The organism is Pseudomonadota bacterium (assembly GCA_011049115.1).
GTDB lineage: Bacteria > Desulfobacterota > Anaeroferrophillalia > Anaeroferrophillales > Tharpellaceae > DSCM01.
In genome coordinates, this window is the sequence record DSCM01000031.1 from 1 (window position 1) to 13,636 (window position 13,636).

At 54.4% G+C, this 13,636-nt stretch carries 13 protein-coding genes; all 13 read right to left on the minus strand.

Annotated features, from left to right (window positions below):
• The coding region (locus ENN66_02770; GenBank protein ID HDS15535.1) for a tetrapyrrole methylase at positions 1 to 258 on the minus strand (258 nt) is incomplete at its 3' end.
• Between the two features lie 16 nt (positions 259 to 274).
• Positions 275 to 478: a hypothetical protein gene (locus tag ENN66_02775; GenBank protein ID HDS15536.1), complete on the minus strand. Its 204-nt coding sequence runs from the start codon at positions 476 to 478 to the stop codon at positions 275 to 277.
• 115 nt (positions 479 to 593) lie between these two features.
• Positions 594 to 2,150: a PepSY domain-containing protein gene (locus tag ENN66_02780; protein HDS15537.1), complete on the minus strand. Its 1,557-nt coding sequence runs from the start codon at positions 2,148 to 2,150 to the stop codon at positions 594 to 596.
• Between the two features lie 26 nt (positions 2,151 to 2,176).
• On the minus strand, positions 2,177 to 2,974 hold the full coding sequence (locus ENN66_02785) for a DUF4198 domain-containing protein (GenBank protein HDS15538.1): 798 nt from the start codon (positions 2,972 to 2,974) through the stop codon (positions 2,177 to 2,179).
• A gap of 29 nt (positions 2,975 to 3,003) precedes the next feature.
• Complete coding sequence (locus tag ENN66_02790; protein ID HDS15539.1) at positions 3,004 to 4,932, minus strand: TonB-dependent receptor; 1,929 nt, start codon at positions 4,930 to 4,932, stop codon at positions 3,004 to 3,006.
• Between the two features lie 241 nt (positions 4,933 to 5,173).
• Positions 5,174 to 5,875, minus strand: coding sequence for a GntR family transcriptional regulator (locus ENN66_02795; protein HDS15540.1), 702 nt, complete (start codon positions 5,873 to 5,875; stop codon positions 5,174 to 5,176).
• A 51-nt stretch (positions 5,876 to 5,926) separates the two neighbouring features.
• Positions 5,927 to 6,691 carry a DUF3793 family protein gene (locus ENN66_02800; GenBank protein HDS15541.1) on the minus strand — a complete coding sequence of 255 codons (765 nt, stop codon included), beginning with the start codon at positions 6,689 to 6,691 and terminating at the stop codon, positions 5,927 to 5,929.
• A 282-nt stretch (positions 6,692 to 6,973) separates the two neighbouring features.
• Entirely contained in the window at positions 6,974 to 7,165 is a 192-nt protein-coding gene (locus ENN66_02805) for a FeoB-associated Cys-rich membrane protein (protein ID HDS15542.1), read from the minus strand.
• Between the two features lie 195 nt (positions 7,166 to 7,360).
• Positions 7,361 to 9,565 (minus strand): ferrous iron transport protein B, encoded by a 2,205-nt coding sequence (feoB, locus tag ENN66_02810; protein ID HDS15543.1) that lies wholly within the window; start codon positions 9,563 to 9,565, stop codon positions 7,361 to 7,363.
• A 78-nt stretch (positions 9,566 to 9,643) separates the two neighbouring features.
• A complete protein-coding gene (locus ENN66_02815) occupies positions 9,644 to 10,387 on the minus strand; it encodes a hypothetical protein (protein ID HDS15544.1) in 744 nt (247 codons plus the stop codon).
• Positions 10,388 to 10,539: 152 nt separating this feature from the next.
• On the minus strand, positions 10,540 to 12,582 hold the full coding sequence (locus tag ENN66_02820; GenBank protein ID HDS15545.1) for a TonB-dependent receptor: 2,043 nt from the start codon (positions 12,580 to 12,582) through the stop codon (positions 10,540 to 10,542).
• A gap of 142 nt (positions 12,583 to 12,724) precedes the next feature.
• Positions 12,725 to 13,285 carry a hypothetical protein gene (locus ENN66_02825; protein ID HDS15546.1) on the minus strand — a complete coding sequence of 187 codons (561 nt, stop codon included), beginning with the start codon at positions 13,283 to 13,285 and terminating at the stop codon, positions 12,725 to 12,727.
• A gap of 7 nt (positions 13,286 to 13,292) precedes the next feature.
• On the minus strand, positions 13,293 to 13,478 hold the full coding sequence (locus tag ENN66_02830; protein HDS15547.1) for a hypothetical protein: 186 nt from the start codon (positions 13,476 to 13,478) through the stop codon (positions 13,293 to 13,295).
• Positions 13,479 to 13,636 lie beyond the last annotated feature (158 nt).

Genomic DNA, 13,636 nt, shown 5'->3' on the forward strand with positions numbered 1-13,636 from the left:
GGTACCGCGAATCACCCTCTCCTTTGCGGCGTATCCGGCTTCCACAACCACGGCGACCGGCGTGTCCGCCGGATAATGTCCCCGCAGCTCGGGCACCAGTTTTTTCAGGTCCACATGCATGGGAAAAAAGACCACGAGGGAACGACTGGCCGCCAGTTTTACAAGAGTGTCGGCGCCCTGGTATTCCGGCCGGAGACCGGCGCCGTTGGTCAGGATGGCGGAACGCGCCTCGACCCCGAAGGTCACTCCTTTCTGCAAAGCGGCATTGGCGGCATTAAAGCTGCTGCCCCCCGGAATAATAACCGGGTCCGCTCTCTTGCAACGCCTCCATTATCCAGATTTGCGGACCATAGATGGCAGGCTCCCCGGATTCCAGCAGGGAGATCGTCTGGCCTTTTTTGCCGGCGTGAGGGCAAGGATCAATTAGGACCGCCACAATATCCGACCACATCAGAAAGATAATTTCAGGGGCACGCAACGTAAGAGTCAGAGGTCATGCCAAAGTTTCTCTGCACCTTATGATCGGAATTGGGACTCTGTTTGCAACGCTCATTGTGGTTCATCTTTTTCACGGGTCCGCCATGGACAAAAGGTTAATGCAATACACGCCGGTAAAACCAATCATAAACTCCTGAAAGAGTAACAATTAACAAGGCCAGTCCGCCAAGAGGAGCGATGAGCCAGGTGTAACGGCCGAAGAGGTCTTGAAAAATCCGTCCGTTATGAAACTCAAAGAAAAAGTGCCACAGGGAGATACGACTTTTCTTGCTGATTTTTTCCGGCATCGTAAACGATGATGCAAAATCGCCGGCCTGCATCTCTGTCGCAGCTGAACTTTCTCCCGGAAAAGGTCTCATACCCCGGCGATAGTCGCACCAGAATTTAGGTGTGCCGTTATTGATTACGGCAGCCGCGACCATGGCGCCGCCTGAGTGTCGGGGCTGAGTGGTTTTGTCGGTGACAAGATTTGTGACTATGCCGGTTTCAGGATGCCATTTAGCCAGGCCGCTGAATGAGCCGATCAGGAGGCTGTCATCAGCTAAAGGTTCAAGGACAGTGGCCCCCATGCCATGGATCGACAATCGGCTCGTATCGACGGCTGCAAAGGGGCTGTCAGCGTTGGGAGAACCGGAAAACAGTCCATTTTCGGTGGCCAGATATAATTTGTTGTTTGCCTTAAGCCAGGCAGCTTGATGAATCCGACCCAGACGGTTTTCAGCGATCAGATTTGTAGATTGCAGAAGTTCAGGTGTTTGGAGCCTGGCAATCGCCATTAAAAACGGTGGTCGCAAAAATATCCCGGTCAAGGCGCAGATCGCCAATAAGAGTGAAGCGTAGATACCGAGCTTTAAATGGTAACGGTAGAGAAATTTGTAATAGCGGGGCTTACGATATTCTCGCATTCGCCGCCGCCAGGGTACGTACCAGAGATAGAAGGCTGACAGCGACAGAAAGATTAAAACCAACCCGATAATATCTGCAATCAGGCGGCCCGTCGGTCCAAACAGGGAGCCGTCATGAAGTTTTAGTAAAAAACGGAAAAAAGGGGCGCGGGGCTTGAAACCCGGAGGCGTTTTCAGGTCCCGCGCCTCAAAAACCGGTGCGCCCGGAGAGAGAGGTGCAACAAAACAGCCGGTTTCGGTAAATACGAAAATTTCCTGGTCGATTTGCAGCAGGTCAACAATTTCAGTTTGTTGGAGGTGCGGATTTAGCACTGTTTGCCAGCGAAGCTCATCGGGAGAGCAGTAATAGAGTCCATCCTTGGTGCCGGCAAAAAGCCTGGTGGGAACGTGGTTTTCAACCAGCAGCAGACAGTTTGTGTCACGTAGGTAGGCGGACTCAGGCAGGCCGGTACTTGCCGGGGTAAAACTGCGCCCCGCATTGCAACTCATCCAGACCCCCTCCTTGCCCGCGACGTAGACCTTTTCGGGTTGTTGTTCGGAAAAAACTGCGTCCCTCAAACTCCAGCGGTTCCACGCTCGATACTGGAAACTGTCAGACAACCATCCGAGCGGCAGAGAGAACTTCTGCAACAGGGCTGGATGATTGAGCAAAATGCCGCTGACACCCATTCCCAGGAAGTAGACCAGAGCTATGAGACCTAAGTATTTATGAACAAATCGCGAAACGCGAAAGATCAGTTTGAACATCGGGACAAGCCTTCCTTAGGGGTGGTTTATTTGATTTCAAAGGTCATGGTGGCGGTATAGTGCTCTTCGATGCACTTTTTGGCGTATGCACTGCTGGCCGGCTGTTTTTTGTCGACCTTGATGAGCTGGTTACCGTAACGCAAAATGCGGACTTTGGCCATGCCTTCTGCATTGGTCTTGGTGGCAAAAGCGAAATCATCAGTATTGGAAAATCCGTCGTAAGTCGCATGTACCCAGCAAAAAGGGGCGGCTTTTCCGCTGAGCAGAACTTTTATCTCCAGGATGTCACCCGGTTTGAGGTGACAGGGATTCTGTTGCGGAATAATCTCCATTTTGTCGCCCAGAACTTGTGAGAAGGCGTCACCGGCGGTCTCTCCGACGCTAATCAGAGCTTTACTGTACTGTTCGTAGTAGAGGCTTAGGAAGACGTTGTCGAGCCCGGTCATCGGTTTTAAGTGGTGGTGGGGTCGGCCATTTTCCATGTTCATAGTGTAGTAGCCGGGTTTTAAGGCGGCACTTACAATATAGGCTCCGGCCTCTTTGAACTTGATCTCAGTGGCCAGGAAGCCGCCGGGATTAGGTTTAAGATCCTTTTTATCCTCGCCTTTAACCAATTGAAACTTGGCCAGATGATCCTCTTCGAGAAAATCGGCCACGGGGTAGCGGTGCCCGTAGCCAAAAAAAGTGATTGTGGCGGCGCCGAATCTGGGCCGAAGTTCAGGGGTGAAATCGGTGGCATTAATCCACAGGGTATGGGCCGCGGCCGCGACTGGGATAATCAAGAGCAGACCAAAGATAGTCATCAGTTTACATAGTTTCTTCATTTTACTTCTCCTTATAACTTTGGTTGTTGTTAAAACACAGCCCGCAGGCTGGCGTAGATAAAGCGTCCTCGTTCTTCGTAGTTGAAGTCAGGCGATTTGTCGGCCAGGCGCTCGTCACCGATATTATCAATCCCGATCTGTAGTTTTAAATTATCGGTTATCGATTTTGTGGCCGACAGGTTCCAGAGATCGTAATGCGGCACGCAGTTATTATCCAGCAATTGGCGGCCGATATATTGATAGCGCAAACTTGCGCTTAAACCTAAGCCTTCGTGGGTGTAGGAGAGGTTCATGTTGCCCTGATGCTCCGGGCGGCCCTCCAGGTCTTTGCCGGTTCCTTTATCTTCAGTGTCGAGATAGGTGTAGTTGGCGCTTACGGCAAAACCATAGGGCAGGGACGCGGAAACGTTGGTCTCAATACCCTGGATCTCGGCTTCAGCCACATTATCCCAGGTAAACTTTCGACCGTAGCGGGCTCCGCAGTTATTGATACATCTTGTATCGATCAGATCTTCAATGTCGTTGTAGAAGTAGAAGAGCCCGGCCTGCAGGATTTTGCCGCTGTATTCGAGACCGATCTCGAAGTTGTCGGCGGTTTCGGCGTCGAGGTTTGGATTGCCGTAAAAGGTATGGGCTCGAATTGCAACGTAGTCTTTTGACATATTCTTGATGGTCGGGGCGTTAAAGGCGTGTCCGTAACCAGCTTTCAGGCGCAGCTCATCCCAGAGGCTGTAGACCAGATAGATACGGGGGCTGAATTCTGAGCCGAAAACTTCGTGATCATCGAGGCGGCCGCCGATGGTCAGGCTTAAGCGTGCAAAGAGTCTGATTTCATCTTGAAAAAAGAGGGCTAAGTGGCGGACATCTTCACCGCTTCTAAGAATATCATTTTCAAAATCTTCAAGCCGGGCTTCGCCGCCTAAGGTAAAAATATGGTTTTTAAGACCCGTATAAGTGATCTGGGCATCCAGAATATCATCAGTGATGGTATTCTTGCTCTGCATGGACGGGATATCATAATCGGAGTCAAGTGAGGTACGGTAGGCCTTGACCGCCGTTTTGAAAGCCCCGAAAGTGCCATTCCAGGTCAGGGCGACATGGTATTTTTCGAGATCATATTCAGCAGCTTCGTAGGACGAACCTTGGCGGCTTACTGAATCTCTCCAGCGATTTTCCTGGATACCGCTGAGTAAAAAGGCAAAGGTCTGGTTGTCGACCGGCCGCCAGGTGAGTTTTACCTTCCCTGAAATGGTCTCTTTACCCTCAAGTTCCGAGTAGCGAGAGTCGTCCTGATCGGATACGTCATCTTCTTTCAGATAACCAGCGGCTAAAGAGATACCGAATTTTTTATTGGGAAAAGGTCCGGCCGCGGCGAAACTGAAACTCTGCTGGTCGCCGCCGCTCTCGCCGTTTGCCAACAGTCCGCCGCCCATATCAAACCCAACCCGCCAATGGTCGGCGATCGGTTTACTGATAATATTGATCACCCCGCCTAAGGCTTCGGAACCATAAAGGGCCGAAAGCGGGCCCCGGACGATTTCAACCTGTTCCACATCTTCCATGGAAAACCAGTCGTTCTGGAAGTTGGAGTGGCCGATATTCGCATCGGATGTGGCAATCCGCATGCCGTCAACCAGGATCAGGGTGTGACGGCTTTCGGTGCCGCGGATACTGATCTTTTTGCGGCCGCCAAGACCGGTGCCTAAAAGCGAAATACCGGGGGTGTCGCGAACAATATCAAGAAGATCATTGGCACCCTTCACTTTGATCTCTTCGGCTCCAACCAGCGTGATGGCCCCCGGGGCATCGGCCAGATCGATCTCGGAGCGGGTCGCGGTAACCACCACCTTTTCACTATCAACCGGAGCTGGCTCAATTTGCTCCCGGGCTCCGGCCGAAGAGAGAAATCCCGAGGTCATAAATGCCAGAAGCACCAGACCGGCAACCAAGATTTTCATGTTTTTTCTCCTTTTCCAATTAGTGCCTTACAGGTTATTTTCTTGTTTTTTCCCAACAATTTTTTCCACCAAAAACAAAAATCGTTCTAATAAGATCAATTGTTTACGGGCCGTAAGAGCCCTTTGGATTACATAGCCCTCTCCCGCATCAGTACGATGGCTTTTGTACCATAAAGACAAAATGCGGGGATAATCGCTCACCGAGCCGTCGATATAGTCCGGTAGAGAGACGATCCGTTAATCAGGCCGCGAACCCGGACTGACTGAAAAATCGGGCCGGCAGCGACGCGAGCAGGGTTTCCAGGCCGCGATCGGCGTTTTTTCTGACCGCGGCTTCGGCCGCCGAACCATCACCTTGCTCCAGAGCCCTGATAATTTCTTCATGATCCCTGCGAATGTCGTCGATCTCGATGAACGCGGTGGTCATGAAACGGAAACGCAGGCAGCGGGTTCCCAGATCGGCATACATTTCATGCATTTTTTCATTACTTCCGAGCCTGACGATATATTCATGAAAGTTATTATGGGCCTTGACAATTCCCAGACCCGAGGCGCGACCGGAAGCCAGCAGACGCAGTAATCTCCGATTGTAGCTTTTGAGGCGCTTAAGCTGTTCAAAGGAAGCCGAGCGCGCCGCTTCCCGGGCGGCAAAGCCCTCCATGATCTTGCGGATTTCATAGTAGTTACGAATATCCGAAACCCGCAGATCCGCAGCAACCCGGACCCCCTTGCGGGGCTCAATCGCCAGAAAACCTTCGGCCTCCAACTGATAAAAGGCCTCCCGAATCGGCGTACGACTGATTTTCAGCTTGCGACTCAGACCATGTTCGGTCAACTTTTCACCGGGCTGCAGGCGCTGGTGAATAATTTCTCCGCGCAAAAAAGCCACCACCTTCTCCCGCAGGGTCAGTTTTTCAACCGGAATCGACAACATATTTTCCATGACAACCTCTTGTAATAAAAATTAAATTGCTCTTTTCCCGCCAAACCTCGGTTATTCGGCCAGCAGCTCCAGGCGTTCGATCAGACGGCTGCGGCCCAGACGTTCCACGATGGTCTCGAAGGGGTGTTGAAAAAAAGCCAGCATGGCATAGCGGCGCAGGCGCCGATAAAGATTGGCCAGCACCAGAGAGGGATGGCGCCGGCCATAAATCTGCCAGCCCGCAGTCAGTAGGTGTTGTTGCTTGTCGCCTGCGATATACCCCTTGACATCCTTCAAGGGGATACCCATAAAGAGCCCCAACTCAACCGGCAGCGACCTTTTTTGCCGGTACTCTTTGATGCATAAATCTATAAACAGGTGGGGCTGACGGATAGTTTCCCAACCATATCCCCATCCCTGAGCTTCAAGAAAGTTTCTGATTTCCGACATGCCCAGAAGCCTGTGACAGGCCTCGCGGTGGTAAAACAACAGGGTTTCTCCCCGAGCATTACACTCCAGGACACGCAGGCCAAGGGTCTGGCGGCCCTGAAACAGTGTTTTCAGCTCCTGCCATTGAGCGGCGCAGCTCGCGCACTTTTTTAACGCCAGCGGCGGATGTTTGAAACGCATGATCGTAAGCGGTTTAATCCCGACCATGGTTGCCGCCAGATGATAGATGAGCTTAAATTTAAAAATCTCATCGTGAGTCATCTGTTTGCGGGCCAGAATCTTTTCATCCCGGTCAAAATGGAGACACTCCCGGTCCCGGGTAATCATCAGATAGTCATTGCCAAGCTTATGAAAATCGGTAGCCTGATACTCTTTTAAACAGTGCATGATCGATACGCTCCATACCTAATAAGTTGTTAATGCTGCCTAACTTTGCCGGCAAAAAAAAATTCTGCCGGCAGCTGCGGTCGGTCCGCTCCCGCGAAAAAAATCCGGCCTGTTCTCCGCGGAGGAGAAAAAGACTGCCGCGAAATCGATTCCCGCAACCCCAGGAGACAGCCTTGCGACGCACACCCGAAGAAACTCCCGATGGTTGCGGACAAGAACTCTCCGCCAGATCCTTCTCAGTTTTTTTCAAACCGGACCTGATCAGTGAAATACTAATCACAGTCAACCTTTCTGCTCCCTGCCCCGGATTTCGCGATCCTGGCTTGTGTTTCCCCCGGCGCAATCGCCGGAGCAGCCGGCGCAACCGACGCAAGCCCCGCCGCCGCGTTCGGCCCGACGAAAAGCCTTATAGAACATTCGACCGAGAACCAGCAAAGCCAGGCCGACAACGATCAAGACGATAATAGTTTCCATAAATTCTCCTGTTTTCTACTGCGGAAGCAAGCCCCGCAAGCCCAACGCGGCCTTTTTCGACTCGTACCAAACGGCACTTCCGATGGTCGCACCTGACGGCACTTCCGATGGTCGCGAATAAATACTTTCGTGAGGTTATCTCCTGATTAAAAAAACAAAGACATAACCTGTGAGGAGTTTAAGGTTAAACCCAAGCTATCTACCCATCAGGGATGTCAACACCAGTCCCCCTTGATAAACGCCGCAACTAATCAACCAGGCCAGCGCGGTCAGACCGAAAAACTGCAGCAGGGGCCAGCGCCACGAACCGGTCTCCTGATAGGTCGCCGCCAGGGTGGCGAAACACGGCAGACCGATTAAGCTGAAAATGATCATTGAAAGACCGCTTCGGGGGCTGTAACGAGCGCGCAAAACGGTTCTCAGCCCGGCCTGCTTTTCGGCGGCACCCGTTACCTCCGTTTCCGTCAGGATAATTCCTATCTGGGCGATCAACATCTCTTTGGCGACTCCGGCCCCGAGCAAGGCGGTCGTGAGACGCCAGTCAAAACCCAGAGGTCGACCGAGGGGCTCCAGAAAATGTCCCAGGCGTCCGGCCCAGGTCCAGGAGACCGCCGCCTCCCGGCGCGCCTCGGCGGAGAAACGCTCCAGAAAATTCCGCGGCGCCCGGGGATAAGAGATCAGAGCCCAGAAAACAATCGAGAGAAAAAAAATCAACAGACCGGCCCTTTTCAGATAATGACGACCCCTTTCCCAGACGTGCAGCCCCAGACCCGACCAGGTCGGCATGCGATAGGGCGGCAGTTCCATGATCATGGGTGGCGCTTTCTGCGGCCCCAGGCAACCCTGAAACAAGCGGGCGCAGCCCGCCAGCAGCCCAAACCCGGTCAGATAAACCAACAACAAGAGCGGCGCCTGCCAGGAACCGGGGAAAAAGGCGGCGATCAGCAAGGTGTAGATCGGCAAACGCCCACCACAACTGATCAAAGGCAAAACCAGAATCGTGATCAGACGGTGCCTTGCGTTTTCCTGAGTTCGGGTCGCCATAATCGCCGGCACCGAACATCCCAGGCCGATCATCAACGGAATAAAGCTTTTACCGTCAAGACCGAACGTCCGCATTACCCTATCCATCAGAAACGCGGCCCTGGACATGTAACCGCTGTCTTCCAGCCAGGCCAGCAGAAAAAACAGGCTGAAGATGCTCGGCATAAAGACCAGGACATTACCGCACCCGGCAAGAATGCCGTCAACCAGCAGGGAACTCAGTTGCCCATCTCCCAGGCTCCGGCGCAGCTGCCAGCCGATTTTATCGACTAGCCCCCCCAGCCAGACCGAGGTTTGCGCTCCGCAGCTGAAAACGATAAAAAATAACAGATACATCAACAACAAAAAGATCGGCAGACCAAACCAGCGATGAGTCAGTACGACATCGATCTTTTCAGAGATACGCCGGCGAGCGGCAGCGGAAGTACCGACAACCTCCCGGCACAAGCCCTGACTGAGACCGTAGCGGGCCTCGATCAGGGCCAGAACCGGATCGCGGCGCAAAGATTTACTCAACGTTTCCCCGGCCCGCTGCGCCGTGTTAACGATACGCCGACCGGAACTCCGGGAGGCCAGCACCAGCTCGGCAACCTTGGTATCGCCTTCGAGAAGTTTGACCGCCAACCAGCGGGACGGGGGCGTATGGCCCTCGGAGGACTCTAAAAGGGCGCTCAGATTTTCTATCTCCGCTTCAATTTCAGCCCCGTAGGTAAACGGGTTAGCCTTTCCTGCCGACGCCTGACGACAGTTTTCCGCCAGCGCCTTCAGCAGCTCCGCGCGTCCGACTCCGCTGCGCGCTACCGTGGCGACCACCGGCGTCTGCAGCAATCCGGTCAATCTTTCCTGGTCAATCCGCCGACCCTGCCTTTCGGCCTCATCCACCATATTTAAGACCAGAAGCAAAGGAAGCCCGAGTTCCAGTAATTCAAAGGTCAGAACCAGACCGCGCTCCAGCTGGGCGGCATTGACAACATTCACAATCAGATCTATCTTTTCAAATAACAGAAAATCGCGGGCGGCGGCCTCATCCGGAGCCGCTGCGCTCAGACTGTAGGTTCCCGGCAGATCGACAATGCTGAAACGTTCTTCCTGAAAGAGCAGAAGCCCCTCTTTCTTTTCAACCGTCACCCCCGGATAATTACCGATATGCTGGCGACCGCCGGTCAGCAGATTGAAAAGTGTCGATTTACCACAATTTGGATTACCGGCCAGAACCACCCGCCATTCCCGCGCCGGCGCCCTGAACGCCGATTTTGCCGTCCGGGCGGAAGAAAGCGGCCCGAAGGGGTCGGCTTCCGAATTTAAGGAAATCACACTCGCCATAACAAATAAAACTTCCGCTCCCAAACCCCACATCGGGTTTGCTCCCACATAGTTAGAGACAACTAACTATATAGGCAAAAAAAAACCTTGTCCCGCCCGGGCCGGGTGCCATCACAGCGGCTCCACGGCCACAGCCACGGCGTCCTCCCGGCGCAAAGTCAACCTGGCACCATTGAGACTGATCTCACAGGGATCGCCGAGAGGAGCGAATTTTTCCACCCGCACCACCGCCCCAGGCAAAAGGCCCAGCTCGGCCAGCCGGCGCCCGGCATTTCTGAGAGCGACCACTTGAACCAGATCTCCCGCCTGCAGATCCGCAAGGGTCAGCGGCGGCGCCACGGACTTACCGGATTCAACTTCCGACTTGCAAAACAGACTACCCAGCCCCTTTTCCATACAGGATTGACAATCCTGGGATTTGCCGGCAACCCATCGATTCCTGAAATCGGCCAGCCATTCATCACCGGTGCGCGGACAGGTCCGAATGAAATCGACAAAGGCCAGCAGACGCTCATAAACCTCTTCGTCGATTGTATTTTCCAGCAGACCGGCGTTACGTTCCGCCACGGCGGCCGGCAACGCCAGAATCTTCTGCAGAAAATCAAGCATGACCTCCCGGCGAGCCACCAGCCTTCGGCTCAAACTGAGACCTTCTCCGGTCAGGGTAATAAAATTATGCGGCGAATAATTAAGCAAACCCTTATCGGCCAGAATCCGTAACGCCGAGCTCACCGAAGAAAGGCCGACGGCAAGCGCTTTGGCGATCTCACCAACCCGGGCGACGCGGTTTTCCTGCTCCAGCTCGTACACCGCTACCAAATAATTTTCCTGGGTCGGGGTCAGTTGGTTATTCATGATGCCACCGTGAGCCGTCAGCGGTCGCGACCGCTGACGGCGGGTTTCACAGAAATTTTGTTAGCTATCTTTAACTTATTCGAGGTTATAAGCCGATGCGCCCCGGCTGTCAAGCAAAAAAATCAAGCGGCTCAAAAAAACTGGGCCCGGAATCAGAATTGCCGGCTCAGACTCGCATAAAAAAAGCGGCCCGGCTCATAAACGATGGCCGGGTTGGCGCCGGACCCGGAAACCACGTCCCACTCGTAGGAATTGGCGACGGCATAATTCTCGTCAAGCAGGTTTTCAATCCCGGCGTTCAAGGTCCAGCCGCCCCGCCGCCAGCCGCCCCGCAGGTTCAACGTATTCCAGCCCGACAACGGTTGTTCGCCGGCATCGACATCGACCGCGGCAGCTTTTTCCGAATGCAGCCATTCCAGGGTGGCAAAGCGGTTCTCACGGTCATAATGCAGGGCCAGGCGGCTTTTCAACGGTGGAATCCGGGCCAGATCGCGATCCTGGTTGAGTTCCGGCTGGGAATCCTTGCGCCCTTTCTGCCAGGCGGCCGCGGCCTCCAGCGACCAGTCGGCGCCCAGTTTCACCAGCGCCCAAAAATCGGCGCCGTACAGATGAGCATCGATATTGGTCCAGGTCTGATGCGATGCGGCCGTCCGTTTGCCCTGCTGATAAATATAATCGTCGAGATCGCTGTAAAAGGCTTTTAAACGCAGGCTTAAACGGGAGTTTTCATACTGAACGCCGCCGTCAATCTCCGTATTGACGGTGGGCCTAAGCTCGGGATTGCCATGAAAAAAGGGAGAAGGCGACTGCAGATAGCGTTCCACCCCGGTCGGGGTCCGAAAACCGCGCCCCAGCCCCGTGAACAGGGAGAAATTATCTCCCCAGAAACGAGTCAGGCTCAGGTAGCCGCCGACCAGATCGTCCGTCCGGCGATTGGCCATGATTCCGGCGGCGCGGCTTTGTTTTAGGTCGGCATCGGCCCGGCTCAGGCTGCGATCATAACGCACCCCGGCTTCCAACAGCCATTGCCGGCCCAGCTCGCGCACCACTTGCAGATAAGCGCCGCCATTCAGCAACATAACCTCGGGAATCAGCTCGTCATCAATTCGGAGCCCGGTATCGTCGCGATACATATCGGCATTCCAATCCTGCCGGTAAAAATCACCGCCGCAGGTAATCTGCTGCCCGCCCCAACCAAAACGGTTTTCAATCCGAGCGCCGGTAATCGTCGAGACCGCTTCATTGTGACGATGAAAAAAGGGGGCGGCGACCAGTTCCCGATATTTGTCGGAAGGACGATGTTCAACCTGATTGCGGTACAGTGAAAACGCGAGGCGTTCGGAAAATCTTCCCAGAGCGTGAATGACATACTCGCCCCGACTCAGGAAACTGCGTTCCTCCTCGATATCCATTTCCGCCCGCGGCGCCAGGATATCCTCGCCGCTGCCGTAATTATACGTAAAACTGAGCTGCTGCTTTTCACTGGGCGCAACGGCCAAGGAGACCCAGAGATCCTTTTTGGTAAAAGCTTTCTGCTCCATGCCCGTCCGACTATAAGGCCGCGCCGACGGCGCGAAGCTGGTAAACCGGTGGCCGTCGCCATTGCGATAAGGGTCGGCCTCGCTGTAACTGGCGCCGAAAAGCCCCCGCAGATCGTCCCGGCCTCCGGTCAGATAAAAACCGCCGCTGTGATAATCGGCGCTGCCGGCTTTGCCGAAAACCTCTCCCTGCCGGCCGGCCTGGGGTTTTTTCGTTACCACATTTATGCCGCCCCCCAGGATTCCGGGCCGGGTGACATCGAAAGGCCCCGAACGAACCTCCAGACGTTCTACCGTCAGCAGGTTGACGTGGGAAAGCGAAGGATCCTTGCGACTGCCGCAAGCACCTTCAAGGATACTACCGTCAAGCAGAACCCGCAGATCCGACTGGCCGAAACCTCTGATTGAAACCTCATTGCCGTAACCACCCTTGCGAATCATATGGGCTTCAACCATCTCGTCGGCAAGGATTTCAGCCAGATCGACAATTTTATGGGCCTTCAGGGCCTGGCTGGAGATGGTTTCATGATGCTCCTCCCCAGGCGCGGCCGTAACCACAAGACTTTCCAGGGTCAGGACCGCTCCCGCGACCGCGGCATTCCCCGCCCATCCACAAATAACAAATAAAATCAATAGCTTTTGCAATAAGATCGGCATCCGCAACTCCACTGTTCAAATCATCCTCTAACCCCTCGCGACGGCAGGCAACGGCAGCCGGTACGCCCGAGCCGCCCGCCGACCGCGAAAATCCCTGCCTGAAGCGATACTTCAGGAGGGCCATGAATAAAACTGGGGGGGGTTAAACCGAAAAGGGAGGAGCTCGCGCCGGACGGGGAAAAAAACAGGAAGACCGGGGTCGCCCGACGAAAACCAGCAGACAGTTTTCCGGCCGCCCGGCCCGACAGGTCGGCGAAGTTAAGGGCAAAGCCTGAAAAAGATTAAACTGCTGCAGAAAAAAACAAATAAAACAAAGGCCTGAAGACGACCTGATAACTGCCGCGCAGGTTTCATCCGCGAGCGCCCCGAAGCAGGGAACATCCCGACTGCGACCGGAGAAGTCCTTCGCGCCATCGGGCACCCGGCAGGAAACCGCCGCCGGGCTACCAGGAACGCCAGGGCGGGGAAAAACCGGCGCGGCGCGAAAATCATGCACTGCGGAAGCTGAAACGCGACCCAGGTCGGGCCGGCAAAGGGCCGAGGCGGCAGGCCCATGATGATGATAATGATGATGATGAAATAAGGGGTGCAACAGAGGCAGTCCGGCCGTGGCGAACAGCAGCGCGCCCAGGGCCAGCGCCGGCAGAAAAGCTCGCGCTCCGGAAACCAGACGCCCGTCCGATTCGAACTTGTCGCTGAACATATTAAACCTACCGAACCTGTTCCAGGCCACTCCCGTGATATCCTTCTTTTTCAGCCGCCCCCAGAAAACCCCGGCGAATCAAATAAACAACGTCAGGGACAACAGCGTGGCAATTCCCCCAGCGCCGCCCCAGAGTCTGGGCCGCGGCCACGGTCGTGCGCCGGCGGGAACTGAGTTCAAGTTTTTCAAGCATCCTGCCTCCTGTACGGTTTTCAGACCGGTTCGGAAAAGAGGGTGTAAAAAAGATTGTGTAAATGGCCATTCAGGGGTACACCGTGACCCCACCCATTAAAAGGAGCTCATATGGCCATTGAAAAAGATCTACTTGACCGCCTGCTTGCTGACTATAAA